This is a genomic window from Mesorhizobium sp. B2-4-14 (genome assembly GCF_006442155.1).
Taxonomy (GTDB): Bacteria; Pseudomonadota; Alphaproteobacteria; order Rhizobiales; family Rhizobiaceae; genus Mesorhizobium.
This window is the reverse complement of the sequence record NZ_VFVA01000012.1, coordinates 70,207-82,404: the sequence shown is the minus strand read 5'-3', so window position 1 is coordinate 82,404 and position 12,198 is coordinate 70,207. Positions and strand designations below refer to the sequence as shown.

20 protein-coding genes and 2 tRNA genes are annotated in these 12,198 nt (G+C 63.1%); 1 reads left to right on the top strand and 21 read right to left on the bottom strand.

The window, feature by feature from the left end:
* Nucleotides 1-102 precede the first annotated feature (102 nt).
* The 5 genes from FJ938_RS13210 to FJ938_RS13190 form a co-directional block, all read right to left on the bottom strand.
* Nucleotides 103-936 carry a PopZ family protein gene (locus FJ938_RS13210; RefSeq protein ID WP_140694316.1) on the bottom strand — a complete coding sequence of 278 codons (834 nt, stop codon included), beginning with the start codon at nucleotides 934-936 and terminating at the stop codon, nucleotides 103-105.
* A 214-nt stretch (nucleotides 937-1,150) separates the two neighbouring features.
* Entirely contained in the window at nucleotides 1,151-2,527 is a 1,377-nt protein-coding gene (locus FJ938_RS13205; RefSeq protein ID WP_140607573.1) for a TolC family outer membrane protein, read from the bottom strand.
* A 180-nt stretch (nucleotides 2,528-2,707) separates the two neighbouring features.
* A complete protein-coding gene (locus tag FJ938_RS13200) occupies nucleotides 2,708-3,376 on the bottom strand; it encodes a protein-L-isoaspartate O-methyltransferase (RefSeq protein ID WP_140607574.1) in 669 nt (222 codons plus the stop codon).
* A gap of 90 nt (nucleotides 3,377-3,466) precedes the next feature.
* A tRNA-Cys gene (locus tag FJ938_RS13195) sits at nucleotides 3,467-3,540 on the bottom strand.
* Nucleotides 3,541-4,044: 504 nt separating this feature from the next.
* Nucleotides 4,045-4,305, bottom strand: a complete 261-nt coding sequence (locus tag FJ938_RS13190) for a hypothetical protein (RefSeq protein ID WP_140607575.1) — start codon at nucleotides 4,303-4,305, stop codon at nucleotides 4,045-4,047.
* A 219-nt stretch (nucleotides 4,306-4,524) separates the two neighbouring features.
* Between FJ938_RS13190 and FJ938_RS13185 the strand changes: the two genes are divergently transcribed.
* A tRNA-Asn gene (locus FJ938_RS13185) sits at nucleotides 4,525-4,599 on the top strand.
* Nucleotides 4,600-4,751: 152 nt separating this feature from the next.
* Here FJ938_RS13185 and FJ938_RS29455 read toward each other — a convergent pair.
* From FJ938_RS29455 to FJ938_RS13120, 16 genes are all read right to left on the bottom strand, one after another.
* Nucleotides 4,752-4,928: a hypothetical protein gene (locus FJ938_RS29455; protein ID WP_181169077.1), complete on the bottom strand. Its 177-nt coding sequence runs from the start codon at nucleotides 4,926-4,928 to the stop codon at nucleotides 4,752-4,754.
* 32 nt (nucleotides 4,929-4,960) lie between these two features.
* Complete coding sequence (locus FJ938_RS13180) at nucleotides 4,961-5,266, bottom strand: hypothetical protein (protein ID WP_140694315.1); 306 nt, start codon at nucleotides 5,264-5,266, stop codon at nucleotides 4,961-4,963.
* The gene (locus tag FJ938_RS29450; protein ID WP_181169076.1) at nucleotides 5,259-5,429 is read right to left on the bottom strand and encodes a hypothetical protein; all 171 of its coding nucleotides are present in this window, start codon (nucleotides 5,427-5,429) and stop codon (nucleotides 5,259-5,261) included. Before FJ938_RS29450 ends, FJ938_RS13180 begins: the two co-directional genes overlap by 8 nt.
* A 169-nt stretch (nucleotides 5,430-5,598) precedes the next feature.
* The gene (locus FJ938_RS13175) at nucleotides 5,599-6,138 is read right to left on the bottom strand and encodes a hypothetical protein (protein ID WP_140694313.1); all 540 of its coding nucleotides are present in this window, start codon (nucleotides 6,136-6,138) and stop codon (nucleotides 5,599-5,601) included.
* Nucleotides 6,139-6,143: 5 nt separating this feature from the next.
* The gene (locus FJ938_RS13170) at nucleotides 6,144-6,863 is read right to left on the bottom strand and encodes a hypothetical protein (protein ID WP_140694311.1); all 720 of its coding nucleotides are present in this window, start codon (nucleotides 6,861-6,863) and stop codon (nucleotides 6,144-6,146) included.
* Entirely contained in the window at nucleotides 6,860-7,105 is a 246-nt protein-coding gene (locus tag FJ938_RS13165; RefSeq protein WP_140694309.1) for a hypothetical protein, read from the bottom strand. Before FJ938_RS13165 ends, FJ938_RS13170 begins: the two co-directional genes overlap by 4 nt.
* Nucleotide 7,106: 1 nt before the next feature.
* The gene (locus FJ938_RS29690) at nucleotides 7,107-7,826 is read right to left on the bottom strand and encodes a hypothetical protein (protein WP_140694307.1); all 720 of its coding nucleotides are present in this window, start codon (nucleotides 7,824-7,826) and stop codon (nucleotides 7,107-7,109) included.
* Nucleotides 7,820-8,566, bottom strand: a complete 747-nt coding sequence (locus FJ938_RS13155; RefSeq protein WP_140694305.1) for a terminase family protein — start codon at nucleotides 8,564-8,566, stop codon at nucleotides 7,820-7,822. Before FJ938_RS13155 ends, FJ938_RS29690 begins: the two co-directional genes overlap by 7 nt.
* Nucleotides 8,563-8,994 (bottom strand): hypothetical protein, encoded by a 432-nt coding sequence (locus FJ938_RS13150; protein WP_140694303.1) that lies wholly within the window; start codon nucleotides 8,992-8,994, stop codon nucleotides 8,563-8,565. Before FJ938_RS13150 ends, FJ938_RS13155 begins: the two co-directional genes overlap by 4 nt.
* Nucleotides 8,995-9,327: 333 nt before the next feature.
* Entirely contained in the window at nucleotides 9,328-10,470 is a 1,143-nt protein-coding gene (locus FJ938_RS13145) for a DUF3631 domain-containing protein (RefSeq protein WP_140694301.1), read from the bottom strand.
* Entirely contained in the window at nucleotides 10,467-10,832 is a 366-nt protein-coding gene (locus tag FJ938_RS13140) for a VRR-NUC domain-containing protein (RefSeq protein WP_140694298.1), read from the bottom strand. Before FJ938_RS13140 ends, FJ938_RS13145 begins: the two co-directional genes overlap by 4 nt.
* The gene (locus FJ938_RS29440) at nucleotides 10,829-10,969 is read right to left on the bottom strand and encodes a hypothetical protein (protein ID WP_181169073.1); all 141 of its coding nucleotides are present in this window, start codon (nucleotides 10,967-10,969) and stop codon (nucleotides 10,829-10,831) included. Before FJ938_RS29440 ends, FJ938_RS13140 begins: the two co-directional genes overlap by 4 nt.
* A gap of 32 nt (nucleotides 10,970-11,001) precedes the next feature.
* Nucleotides 11,002-11,292, bottom strand: a complete 291-nt coding sequence (locus tag FJ938_RS13135; protein ID WP_140694296.1) for a hypothetical protein — start codon at nucleotides 11,290-11,292, stop codon at nucleotides 11,002-11,004.
* Between the two features lie 11 nt (nucleotides 11,293-11,303).
* Nucleotides 11,304-11,489 carry a hypothetical protein gene (locus tag FJ938_RS13130; protein ID WP_140694294.1) on the bottom strand — a complete coding sequence of 62 codons (186 nt, stop codon included), beginning with the start codon at nucleotides 11,487-11,489 and terminating at the stop codon, nucleotides 11,304-11,306.
* Between the two features lie 36 nt (nucleotides 11,490-11,525).
* Complete coding sequence (locus FJ938_RS13125) at nucleotides 11,526-11,723, bottom strand: AlpA family phage regulatory protein (protein WP_210243415.1); 198 nt, start codon at nucleotides 11,721-11,723, stop codon at nucleotides 11,526-11,528.
* A gap of 80 nt (nucleotides 11,724-11,803) precedes the next feature.
* A complete protein-coding gene (locus FJ938_RS13120; protein ID WP_140694290.1) occupies nucleotides 11,804-12,196 on the bottom strand; it encodes a hypothetical protein in 393 nt (130 codons plus the stop codon).
* Nucleotides 12,197-12,198 lie beyond the last annotated feature (2 nt).

The following is a 12,198-nucleotide window of genomic DNA, read 5'->3' as shown; positions in this document are numbered from 1 at the left end:
ATCTCGTCTGTTTGGCGGCAGGCGCGAGCTGATGGCGCGGCAACGAAAAACGCCGCCTCGGGCGGCGGCGTTTACATCGGCGATTGCCCTGGAGCTTACGGCCTACTGCGCCCCGCGCGCGACGCGCTCGATCTCCTCGCGCACCAGCCTCTCGACCAGCGTCGGCAGATTGTTGTCGAGCCAATCCTGCAGCATCGGCCGCAGCATTTCTTCGGCCATCTCGTCGAATGTCTTCTTGCTGCGGCTGGCAAAGGCGTCGGACAGCTCGCCAAAGGCCGCGGCAACCTGCCTGCCCGCATGCTCGGAAAGGATTGCCGGACGGGCCGCGGGTGCTTCATTTGCCACCGCACGCACCTCGGTAGCGCCCGTAGGAGCACCGCTTGAAGCAGGTTGCTCGAAGGCAGGCTCCGCCACCGGTTCGCTCACCGGCACATCGGGCTGGGCAACCGGCTTGCGGATGCCCCTGTCCGGCATCGCTTTGGCCTGCTCGCCAACCGCCGCGATCTCGTGCCGCCAATCGGCAACGATGGCATCGCTTGTCGCGCCGGCCTCCGGGGCCGCGTCGGACCTTACGGCAGCCACCGGTTCCGCGGCGATCCTGGCGCTGACCTCTGCAAGCGTCATCGACGTCTTCACGGGCACGGGATCGACGCGCGACTGCGCTTCCCCCCGTGCGATCACCGGCTCTGGCGACGACGCCTTGATCTCGGCAAGCATGACCGGCTTCCTGACGTCAGGGGCAGCATGCAGTTCGGCGCGAAACGCATCCACGTCGACGGCTGGAGCCTCGCCTTGCGCCGGCGCCAGGTCCTGCCGCAGCTCATCGGCCTCGCCCGGCTGCTTGCGGCCGTTGTCGCTGTCCTCGATGATCCTCCGGATGGAAGCCAATATCTCTTCCATGGAAGGTTCGCGCTGTGCGCTGCTTGCCGTTGCCATCGTCACATCCGCCGCCCTTGTGACCTCTGTGGATTTCCGCTCCGGCAAGAGCCGGATTCGAATCATGGCAACAGCGTACCCGACGGATGGCCGCACGAGAATCCCCAATCTGGGGACATGTGGGATTTCAACAGATTAGAGCACGAAACCGAAGTGGAGCCGGTCCCAGGAAGGGTCCTGTCAGACATTCCAGGGAAATTAAGGTGGCCGCCCGTTAGCGGCCGTCCGGCGTGCGCAGGCCGATCCACTTGTCCTTGACGGCGTTGTAGTGCTCCTCAGGCTTGTACTTGGTCACCTGCAGGGCAAGGCGCTCGGCCGACAAACGGCCGATTGCCGACAGGATGGCATAGCTTGCCACGACCACGTCATGTTCGGAATTGGCCTGGTTGATCTTGGCGGTGATGACGGTGGCCTGCGCGTTGAGCACGTCGAGTGTCGTGCGCTGGCCGACATTGCGCTCTTCGATGACGCCATTCAGCGCCAGCTGCGCGGCATCGATCACCTGCCTGTTGGCGGCGACGCTTTGCTGCGCGGCGGTGTACTGCGACCATGCCGACGCAACGGCCTGGCGCACCTGGTCGCGGCTGACGTCAACCTGGATACGCGCTTCGCCGAGCGATTCCTTGTTCTGCCGCACGATCGCCGAGGTCCGCCCGCCCGAATAGATCGGAATAGTCAGCGTCGCGCCAATATTGGCCGATGTCGAATTGCCGTTCGTCCCGATGCTCGGATTGCGGTTCAGATAGTCGTCCGAAATGCCTGCGGAGGCGGAAAGTTGCGGCAACAGTGCTCCCTCTGCCGATTTCACCGAAAACGCAGCCGCGTCGACAAGATGCTGAGTGGCGAGGATGGCCGGATGTTCATTCGACGCGATCCCGATCGCTGCCTCGAGGCTCGACGGCAACAGCCTGGACACTGGCGAAGCCGGCTTGAGCTTGCCGGGTTCGTCGCCGACGATCTGATGGTAGGTCGCGGCGCTTGCCAGGGCTTGTGCGCGGGCAGAGCTGAGCGAGGCCACCGCCGAGGCGCGCGAGGCATCCGCCTGCGCGACGTCGGTACGCGTGCCTTCACCAACTTCGAAACGGGAGCGCGCGGCGCGCGCCTGCTCGGTCAGGAACTGCAGGTTCTGTTGGGTCAGCACCGCAATCTGCCGGTCGCGAATCACGTCCATATAGGCCGTGGCCGCATTGAACAGGGTGTTTTCCTCGGTGTTGCGCAGGCTCTCCACCGACGCTTTCACCTGCGATTCGGCGGCCGCCACATTGTTTCTTGTCTGAAAGCCGTCGAACAGGCTCTGGTTGATCACAATTCCTGCGCTGGCGGACGATGTCTTGCTGGTGAAACCCCTGGCGTGGGTGTTCACATAATTGGCGTCGGCGGATCCGGTGATGGTCGGGCGCCAGCCGGACTTGGCGATCGCAACGCCCTCGTCGGTGACGCGCACGCCGGCCCGTGAGGCATTCAGCGAGGAATTGTATTGATAGGCCTTGGCGAGCGCGCCGGAGATGGTTTCGGCCGAGGCGGCCAGCGGAGACAAAGCGGTCGCGGAAACCAGGACAGCTGCAAGAAGGGTCTTGGATACAGACGGCACGATATATCCCTCATTCGTTTTCCATGGGAACCACGCCGCGCCAGCTTCTCCTTTGAGTAGCCGGAGCAGCGTGTTTGATGCTCCCTGTCGCTCGGCCCGAAGTGCCCCCAGTTCGGGACCGGCAACGATTGTTCAAATGCAAGCGACCATGACAAAGCCTTTGCTGCAAGGCCAAATCATTCAGAATTCGAAAGCACGCTCACGTTCGAACCCCGGTAGTGGCTTAATTGCCGCATTAAATGCCCTTCTTCCGGTTACAATCCCCCCAGATTTGAAAAATAGTCGCGCCACGCCGGAATTGCCCTGTCCCTCCACCGCGACGAGTCGACCACCTTCGGCGAGCTGGTCGAGCAGCGTTGCCGGCACTTTCGCGACGCTGCCGCCGATGAAAATGACGTCATAGGGTGCGGCGGCGGCATGGCCTTGCGCCAGCGGACCCTGAACCACGGTCACATTGCCGCAGCCAAGGGATGACAGTAACGATTTGGCGGTTTCGGCCAGCGTCGATTCGCTTTCGAGCGCCACGACAGACCTTGCCAGCCGTGACAGGATGGCCGAGGCGTAGCCCGTGCCGCAGCCGATATCGAGCGCCGAATCGGTGGGACTGATCTCGGCCAGTTGCATCAGTTTGGCCAGCGGCGACGGTTCCATGAGGTAGCGAGCGCCACCGGCGCCGTCCGCGATGCGGATATCCTCGTCGATATAGGCGAGATCGCGCTGGGGGGCGCCGACGAAAATCTCGCGCGGCACGACAAGCATGGCTTCCAGCAGCGGTGCGCTGGTGACGTCGGTGGTGCGAACCTGACCGTCGACCATCTTGACCCGACGTTCGGAGAAATCAGCGTTCATGTTCCAACCAATCCGCTTGCCGCGTCAAAACCGCGGTTCATTTCGACCGGAACATCAAGCTCCCGCGCTGGCGCGCGGGAGCCCGGGCATTGGAGGCCTCGCCCGGAATCGAACCGGGGTGCAAGGATTTGCAGTCCTCTGCGTAACCACTCCGCCACGAGGCCTCGTTGCTCCCGGCGTTCCACCCGGTTCCAATAGGTTGCGGCGAAAATGCCGTCAAGCGGCCACCGCGCATTCGGCGCGGTTTCCCTCTGCATCAATCCAACCTCCGCATGCGGCGTCGCGGACCACTGCGCCCACGACACACATTAGCATCTCGTTATGTATAGCAGGCGATGACGAGAAACTCCAAGCCCCAGCCGCGGTAGAGGAATGAGGAGGACGCCTATGCTATGCGACCGGCAAGCCTGGACACGGCGACGGATGCCTGGGGCGGCTTGCCGCGACCGGGATGCGAGGAATTGCTGCGTCACGCCATCGACTGTACCGCGATAGAAGTGACCAGCCGGCGTTCGCCACGCGACCGCGCGCCTCGCTTCCGCCGCCGCCGTTCTCAAGGAGATTCGCTGGGATCTGGAAAGAAGCGCGGGCCGTAGAACCGAATCGCGAAAATCTGCAGCCCGGCATAACGCGGACAAGCGCGGCGCGGTCAAAGGCGCGCCTGCCGTTCAATCCGGCCGGCGCCGCCGCTCCCACCAGACGACGAAACGGCGACGATGGCGGCGCACCATGGCGAATTCATAGGAGAGCACCAGCAATCCGAGCGGCACCATCCAGAAGCCCAGGATAGGCAAAAAACCGAGAATGCCGCCGATGGTCAAAAGGAAACCGATCGTGATTCTGAGGCCGCGCGAACGCGGCATGGTGAACTCGCGCCCGAAAACCGAGATCTTTCGCGCCGGTAACCGGTTTTCGTCTGCTGCCGTCATCGCCAATGGCTGCCCTCTGGTGATTCGAGAATGCCTGTTTACGAAAGCCGCGACCGCCATTTCGGTTCCGCGCCGGTCGCCAGACGGCTAATATGAGAGCGAACACCGCCGATTGCGAGAAAGCGCCGCGTGAAAAAGTGTCGTAAAAATACGAAATGCTTCTTTGCAAAGCCGAAAAGGGTTTGCTATAGGCTGCGCCACTTGCTGAAGAGCCTCTGTTCCCCGGTAGCTCAGTGGTAGAGCAACCGGCTGTTAACCGGTTGGTCGCTGGTTCGAATCCGGCCCGGGGAGCCAAATCTTTCCAAGCACTTACGGGAAGTTTCTGAGTTTGCCAAAAAGGGCAGCCCGGAGCCGTGGCAACGATATGGCAACAGTCGTCAGGATTCGTTGCCAAGCTCGGGTTGCCGAGAAACCCAAGCTAAATGAGGGGGCCGGCGTACACGCAGCTAGTTTGAAGGCAGCGCGGCCAGCACGTCCCGCAGGATTTGCTCCGCCTCGAAATGCCCAGCCTCGCCCATGATGAACGCGACACTGCCGAGGATCATCGCGCGAGCCATGTCCATCGCGGATTCGGCGCCGCGATCGTCGCTTGTCTGCCTGAGCACGGCGACGGTTTCGTCCACCTGTGATACTGTGACAAGTCTGGGTTCTCTGGTCATGTTGCTGGGATCCTGCCGAAATAGGCCAGCGCCGCCGTCACGAGGCTGATGACGATCGGCTCGCCGTCATTTTCTTCGAGGATCTGTAAGGCAAGCCGAAGCGCCGCCACCGCGCTCTCTCGCGACCTCGCCGGCGTCGACCATGCGACGAGGGCGGCGTCGGGTTGGCCGCAAAGTCGATCGAAAGCCTCTTCCTCCTGCTCCTCGCTCAGATTGTCGGGCAACCGGTCAAATTCGGCGCCGTCGAAGATGTAGCGGTAGATCGCCGCGAGCAGCGGGTCGTTCGCGTGGTCGTTACGCATCGGCCATCTCCTTCATCTGTTCGGCGGCGCCATCGGTGAGCAGGCGCGGCCTGGGCGGGCGGGCAACGACCGGCTCGGGTCCGGCGTCGCGCTCGCCGCGGCGGAAGAAAGCCGCAAGCTCCGGGTCGCGGGCGATTTTGGAAAGGCTTAGCTTGTTCGGCATTTGCTTTTACTCCATCTGTTTGAACAGATTGAATATAGATCGAAACCATCACCAATGTAATTGGTCCAAATTGGTTATTTAGTCACCAAAATGGTTGCAAAATACTTTGGCGTAACCGAAATGGTGTCAGGGTGGCGGGCGTGTCACCGAAATGGTTACAATGCAGATTTCAGTGCACGTTGGCACGCAGCCGGCGCAGCGCCAGCGTCAGCGCGCCTTCGGTGGCCTTCGGCGGTGGCAGGAACGGCTTCGCCTCCTCGTCGCTCAACCACACGTCAACGGCATCGGCCACAGGCACCCGGCCGTAGCTATCTGCGATCAGAGTGTCGAACCCGCCGTCAGCGCGTTTCTCAATCTCGAGCTGATATTGCGCTCGAAACGATGCGACCGCCGCCTTCAGTAGGCCAGGCTTCACGCCGCGGCTGTAGAGCGCATCGGCAATGGCGCGATTGCTGACTCGGTCGTGTAGCTCTTTGCGGAGCGCCTCGGTCTGCCGTTCCGAGGCCGCGAGCTTCGCATCCTGCTCGGCCTGCACGGCCTTTAGCTTTTGCGCATATTCGGCCTCGAGCTCGCGCATCTGCCGGACCGCATCCGGGTGCAGGTCGAAACCGTCGTTGCTCGCGTTGTACAGGTCGCGCCAACAAGGCGGCACGGCCTGGAGGTCGGTGACGCGCTCAGGGAATTCAAACTGGTCATCCATATCGGTCATGTCCGTCACTCCGCCGCCTGGTTGAGCGCGGCCAGTGCCGCGTCGGCGCGATCCTTGCCGGCCTGGGCGAGCTGCACCGCGGCCGATTCCGTGATTTGGCGCGTCCAAGCCAACATGGCGCTGCCGCCGCGGTCGACTGCGGCGATCGCCTTTTGCAGCCGCTCCTGTCTGTCGGTCTTTTCCGGGTGGCGCTGTTTTCGCCATGCGCCTCGCCGCATTTCGCGCTCAGCCTCGCCGACGCCGGTGAGCATCGCCGGGCCGCGCAAGAAGGCACCGACGACTAAGTCGTCCCCGTCGCTGATGGCTTTGGCGATTGCTGCGCCGCGCGCCTTGGCGTCCATGTTCCTCAACATCGATCGAATCTCTGCCTCCATCTGCACGGCGTGGGCATCGCGTGGCGCCGGCGGCGCCGAGGTTTCGGCCTCGATCCGGGCAATATCGGCCATCGCTGCAGCCCGCGCCGCGTCCAGCCGGCCGGCGGCCCGCTCAACTGCCTTCAGCGCGATGTCGCGCACGCGGAGCGCGTGCGCTTGCGGCGTGACGGTCGGATCCAGCTGCGAGCCCACGGCGCCGACTCGGTTGATTTCCTCGAACGCTGCCCGCATTGCCGCCTCGATGCCCGACAACGCGGCGTCAGGGATCGTCCCGCCGTTTGCAGGATCGCGCTTGTAGAATTTAGCGATTAGCTCGGGTGTCAGGGACAGGGGTGTCTGTTGCAGTTTCATTGCGGATTTTCCTTTCTTTGCGCGGCCCGCAGGGCTTTTTTGCACGCGGCCTGAAGGGTGAATTCATTGATTTGTTCCGCCGAGATTCCCAGTCTATCTGCGGTTTCGTCGACACCGAGCCGTTCGACGAGCCAGGCGACCGCCTCATTTCGTGCCGTCGGGCGAAGCGCCAGGATTTGCTCCGCGGCGGCGCGCTCGACCCTGCCCACCGCGCGATAGACTTCGTGCCGGATTTTGCCCATCTCACCACATTCCTTGTACAAATCCGGTTCTGGTGGATGATCCATGTCGGGCGGACACGGCCCGCCAAAGCGCGATGGCGACTGCCAGGACAAGATCGTCATGGCGGCCTGTCCTTGCCGCATAGGTCGCCCTGCCCGCGGCGGTCACATGGCGTTGGAAGTCTTTGAGCTCCTCCGCCATGGCCGCACCCTCCGCCAGGGCCGCAGCGAAGCGCAATTCGCCGCCATGAAGGCGCGCGTCCAATGTGGAGACCAAGAGCGCCTTCGGGACGCCCCAGCGCCGCGCGCCGAGACTCGTGACTTCATTGCCGGCGGTGATTTGCACCTTGATCGGCGCCAGACCGGCCGCGTCGAACATGTCGCCGACGGCGCGCCCGACGCCAGTTTCGTCAATAACGAAATCGCAGCCATCGCGCAGCGGCGGCCGCGCGAGCAGCGTCATGGTGTGCTGCACTATTTCGGGATAGCTGACGCCCAGGGCGACGCGCTCCAGGTGGCGGACGTCAAAGGTCTCGGAAGCGCGCTGGCGCGTCACCCGGTCCTTGTGGATTATTTCCCAATCATCGCGCGGCTCGATGCGATGGTGCAGCACCGCGATCGCGGTTGGATCGACGGATTGCCCGAGATCAACGCCCATGACGTAGCGATCGACGGGCACGACAAGTTGGCGACGCCAAGTCTCGCCGCGATGATCGAAGCGCTCTTCGCGAGTTTCTACCATAGCGGGGAGACCTCCGCACTGAATGCGGCGTCGATGATCGCGGTCGGGAAAGCGGCTTCCTGGTCATCATAGAATTCCAGGTTGTATTCTTCCCCGAATCGGGTCGGACCCAGCTCGCGCAACTCCTCGGCCAGAAACTCGGCGCTGATCCTCGGGCAATCGGTCGCTGGCACACGGACGCGCGCCCATGTGTCGCCACCGTGCCACGCCTCGAAGAACCAGCCGCGCTTGCCCGCCGGCGTTGTCAAGGCCATCATTCGCGCGTCCGGCCTCGTCGCCATCATCGGCCGGCCAGCTGTCATAAGCTCGTCGGGGATGCGGGCAGCCTCGTCGGCGATCAGCAGGTCGACGCCAGCAATGCCGCGCACCGTTCGTTCCGAGCCAGGAAGGGCAAGGATGCGGGAACCATTCGATAGCTCGGCCCGGAGCGCGCTTTCCGCAATGAGCTCGGGCGCGCCCTCGAGACGTTGGTGGCACAACATCAACCGACGGAATAACTCGCCCGATTGTCGTTGCGACGGCGACAAGATCACCACGAGGGCGGGCGGCTGATAAATCGCAGTGTGAAGCGCCTTGCATATGGCGACTTCCGTCTTGCCCGACTGGCGCGAGCATAGCAGCAGCGTCCGACGCGGATCCTGCCGAAGCACGTCGGCTTGCCATCGATCGGCGGTGACGCCGTAATCCGCCATCATCAACACCGGGTCGAACGCCCGTGCCATGTCGCGCGCCAGGCTCATGCAGGCACCGCGAAGGGTTGCCGCACCATCGTCTCGGCCACCGCGGCGACGGCCTGCCGTGCTTCCGGGAACGGAGCCAGCGCGCGCACCAGTTCCACGCGGAGATGGACGTATGCCGGCAACACCGTGACGTTCGTGATGGTCGTCCCGGTCGCCAGGTCGCCCAGCAGCCGGCCGGTGAGCTCCAGGTTCTTGTGCAACTGGGCGGCGACGCGCGCTGCCATGCCGCTGTCGCCGGCTTCCTCGGCCACGTCCAAGCTGGCGAAAAGGCGATTGCGAAGGGCAACAAGATTGGCAAGGAGGCTTTGCGATTCCGTCTCTTTGAGCCGGTCTATGTCGATCGCCGTGTCAGGGCCAGCCAGAAGCTTCGCCCGCAATTGCGGCGGCAGATGCGAGCGCTGGTGCCGATAGATGGCGTCCGTGCTCACTTTGTAGCGCCTTGCCAACGCCGACACGCTCACGCCGCGCGCCAGCGCCAGGTCGATCGCCGCGCGCTCGCGGTGAGCGCATATCGAGCATTGCGGTCCTCTGGTTCCCATCGATCGAACTATCTCGCCAAATCGCGGTGCACGTTGCCATGGCGTTGCCACAAACGCAAACCTGGAAATCTCTCGTCCACGAAATTCAATGAAAACAATGCTTTTGCCATATCGACCAACCGGTTGATGACCGGTTGATCGATGTGAAACGCGCATCGACGGCCAGGAAGTGCCGCGGCCGGAAGGAAAGGACGGGCGGCGGAGCCGGCCCCAGCCTCCCCCCTATTCTGCCGCCTCTCTTGTTTCGGATGTTTCGGGTGTTTCGCCATCATGGGCAGGCGTAGACAGATATCGTTTCCATGCGTCGTGAAGATCGGCGCGCTCGTATCCCTTGCCTCCCCATTCACCTATCCGAATCTGCTTAGACTTTACCCCGTAAGGTTTAAGACGCTCAGCCAGGCCAGTATCGCTCAAAGGCTTGCCGCGAAGGTCACTCCATGGTGCTTCAGGCAATGCACACAGGTTCTCAATGATGGTCTTGGTGGATATCTTGTCGTTGGAGCCGAACACGGTCTTGAGGTCGGCAAGCAGCCGGATGCCTAGGCTGGGTGTGCCTACCTTGGAAGCCGAAACAAGCGAAACACACGAAACACGCGCAAGCTCTGGCCACTTTCCGCCTGCCGCGTCTGCGATGGCCAGAAGCGGTTCCCAGACATCAGCGTCACGATCTTTGATACCGGGCGGCATCTCAGGCCAAACCGCTCCGATGTCCTCCGCGATGAAACTTGCCCAGGCGGCCAGTCGTTTATGAACCTCATCACCATCGGGCTTGTGAGCGCGACGGCGGTACGGCTCAACGGTCTCGTCTGGCGATCGGCGGCGCATGCGGATGATAACGGAGCGCGTCAGGATGGTGTCGGGCAGATCGCCGAGGCCGGCCAGGGCGACCGCGCAATAGGCCGGGATTTCTTCCGTCTCGATGATTTTGCCGCGGACGACACACCGGCCGGCCGAGGCGCCCCGGCGATGCCCTGCATTGAGCAGACCCCGGATTTCCTCGTTGTCCTTGGCCTTCGGGCCGAAGATCGTGTCGATCTCGTCGAACAAGATTGTCGGCGCGCCGGCTTCGTCCGCCACCTTGCGGAAGAGATATGCCGGCGTCACGTTCACCGCCTCGACGGGGCGAGGAACAAGCAGCTCGGAAATCTCCAGAGCACGCGTTTTCCCAGATCCAGGTTCCGGCGACAGGAAGGCAATGCGAGGCGTCGATTCCCAAGCCTGCATCATGTGGGTGTGAGCGATCCACAAGACGTGCGCCACGTGCGCGGCCTCGGAAGGATAGGCCACGAACCGGCCGACGAAGTTGTAAACCTCGTCGAGCAGATCGGCGGCGTCGTCTACGGGGTCTGGTCGGATCGCGCTCATCTCCCGACCTCGCGCGTTGCAACGCCGTGCTCGGCTAAGAAGTCGCGCGCGTCCTCGATCCGTCGCACCACGGCGAAGGGGATCCGATAGCGATCGGCATGTTCGGCAAACGCGATTTGATCGGCGCTGAGGCGCCCGCCGGGCGGTTTGATTTCGAGCCAGACGGTGCGGCCGTAGGGCAGCAATACGCAAATGTCAGGGATTCCGGCCATCGTACCCATGCGCCGCAAGCGGCCTGCCTCGGCCGGCGTCCGGTAGCCGCCGTTCGGAGTATGAAAGACCAGCGCGTCGGGACCAAGAACGGCACGCAGAAAGTCGAGAATTGCAAGATGAACCTGGAGTTCTGGGTCGCGGCGCTTCATGTCGGCCTCGCCATAATTGCGGCGAAAGCGGCGCGGTATGCCGCCAAGGCCTGGTCGTCAGTGAGCGCGAATTTGCGGGCGAGGAACTGGACCAGCGGCCGCGGCGCCGTCCACCAATGCGCCGACGCCCAGAGCATGGCGTCGTCCACAGGATCAGGTCGGAGGTTGCTCACAGCCTGATCCCCCGTCTGGCCCTGTCGGCGCGCCATTCGGCGGCGGCCTGGGCGATCCAGTCGGGCACGTCCGGCGCCGCGACGACCGGCCGCCACAGTCTGCCCTGAAACTCGGCAACGATGCCGGCGATGTAGCTGGACGACCGCGCAGTCGGGTCGTGTTCATAGCCCGCGTCGTCGAAGCGGAGCACCGCGCATTGAAGGTGATTCCGCGCTACCATCAGATGACGCACGGCCGCGTCGATATACATGTCCTCGATGCTTGGGATGTTGGGCTGAATGGTCATGCCGCGCCTCCCTAGGCGAGACGGGCTGCGGCGAGCGCCACCGGCAAGGACACAGGGAAGCGGCGAAGAATGCGCGCCGCTTGCAGATGGGTGAGACGTTCTGTAATGTCGCTGGTATCGATTGCCGCCAAGCACGTCGAGATTTCCAGCGAGCCGACCTTTGCCGAGGTCGGCTTTCGCTTTTCAGGATGTCCCATCGGCGCATCCTGCATCGGGCTGGAGGGCGACCTGCATCAGGCGGCCTCCGCGCTATCGCGCTCAGCAACGCGCTGGGCGAGCCAGGCGTCGATCTCATCTTCAACGAATGCGATTCTGTTCTCGCCGAGTTTGACCGGACGCGGAAACTTGCCGGCCTTGCATAGCCGCCACAAGTGCGGCTTGGAATATGGGATTCCTTTGGCCTTGAGGCCATCATAACCCAGAACACGCATGTGATTTCCTCGCATTGCTTCGATGCGAGGAAATCACATGGTATGCGGCATCGTGTCTCCCACATGGAAAACACGCCAAATTAAATGCGGGATTTGGTGCGATCGCGTGATTTGCCGATCACGTCGGCCAGCGTATTCAGGTCAACACCATAGCGCACGGCAAGTGCGGCGATGAGGTCTGCCGACTTCATTCCGTTGCGGCGATGTGTTGGGAAGGTGCCCCTGTATTCGGCAGCAGCCTGCCGCAAGGGTGCTTGCTGGGCGCGATCTTCGCGACGTGCTCGCGCGACCTCGCGCGCAGCCGCACCCCGCACCTCATCGCCTCTTGGCCGCCCAGGGCGGCGATCGAGCTCTCTCGCCAGAGAGGCCCTCATCTCGACTGTAATAGCACGGTCGCTGCGCAGCCATGCGGCAAGCGGCCCGAAATTGGCGTGCCTACAGGCGCCCAAGACGCGCAGCCATTCAATGTCCATTT

What these genes read in the sequence shown, in the direction of transcription:
- FJ938_RS13130 (WP_140694294.1), bottom strand. Translation starts at nt 11,489, where the DNA reads ATGGGACATCCTGAAAAGCGAAAGCCGACCTCGGCAAAGGTCGGCTCG.
- FJ938_RS13200 (WP_140607574.1), bottom strand. Translation starts at nt 3,376, where the DNA reads ATGAACGCTGATTTCTCCGAACGTCGGGTCAAGATGGTCGACGGTCAG.
- FJ938_RS29450 (WP_181169076.1), bottom strand. Translation starts at nt 5,429, where the DNA reads ATGCCGAACAAGCTAAGCCTTTCCAAAATCGCCCGCGACCCGGAGCTT.
- FJ938_RS13180 (WP_140694315.1), bottom strand. Translation starts at nt 5,266, where the DNA reads ATGCGTAACGACCACGCGAACGACCCGCTGCTCGCGGCGATCTACCGC.
- FJ938_RS13175 (WP_140694313.1), bottom strand. Translation starts at nt 6,138, where the DNA reads ATGACCGATATGGATGACCAGTTTGAATTCCCTGAGCGCGTCACCGAC.
- FJ938_RS13170 (WP_140694311.1), bottom strand. Translation starts at nt 6,863, where the DNA reads ATGAAACTGCAACAGACACCCCTGTCCCTGACACCCGAGCTAATCGCT.
- FJ938_RS13155 (WP_140694305.1), bottom strand. Translation starts at nt 8,566, where the DNA reads ATGAGCCTGGCGCGCGACATGGCACGGGCGTTCGACCCGGTGTTGATG.
- FJ938_RS13210 (WP_140694316.1), bottom strand. Translation starts at nt 936, where the DNA reads ATGGCAACGGCAAGCAGCGCACAGCGCGAACCTTCCATGGAAGAGATA.
- FJ938_RS13190 (WP_140607575.1), bottom strand. Translation starts at nt 4,305, where the DNA reads ATGACGGCAGCAGACGAAAACCGGTTACCGGCGCGAAAGATCTCGGTT.
- FJ938_RS13140 (WP_140694298.1), bottom strand. Translation starts at nt 10,832, where the DNA reads ATGAAGCGCCGCGACCCAGAACTCCAGGTTCATCTTGCAATTCTCGAC.
- FJ938_RS13145 (WP_140694301.1), bottom strand. Translation starts at nt 10,470, where the DNA reads ATGAGCGCGATCCGACCAGACCCCGTAGACGACGCCGCCGATCTGCTC.
- FJ938_RS13125 (WP_210243415.1), bottom strand. Translation starts at nt 11,723, where the DNA reads ATGCGTGTTCTGGGTTATGATGGCCTCAAGGCCAAAGGAATCCCATAT.
- FJ938_RS13120 (WP_140694290.1), bottom strand. Translation starts at nt 12,196, where the DNA reads ATGGACATTGAATGGCTGCGCGTCTTGGGCGCCTGTAGGCACGCCAAT.
- FJ938_RS13135 (WP_140694296.1), bottom strand. Translation starts at nt 11,292, where the DNA reads ATGACCATTCAGCCCAACATCCCAAGCATCGAGGACATGTATATCGAC.
- FJ938_RS29440 (WP_181169073.1), bottom strand. Translation starts at nt 10,969, where the DNA reads ATGCTCTGGGCGTCGGCGCATTGGTGGACGGCGCCGCGGCCGCTGGTC.
- FJ938_RS13165 (WP_140694309.1), bottom strand. Translation starts at nt 7,105, where the DNA reads ATGGGCAAAATCCGGCACGAAGTCTATCGCGCGGTGGGCAGGGTCGAG.
- FJ938_RS29690 (WP_140694307.1), bottom strand. Translation starts at nt 7,826, where the DNA reads ATGGTAGAAACTCGCGAAGAGCGCTTCGATCATCGCGGCGAGACTTGG.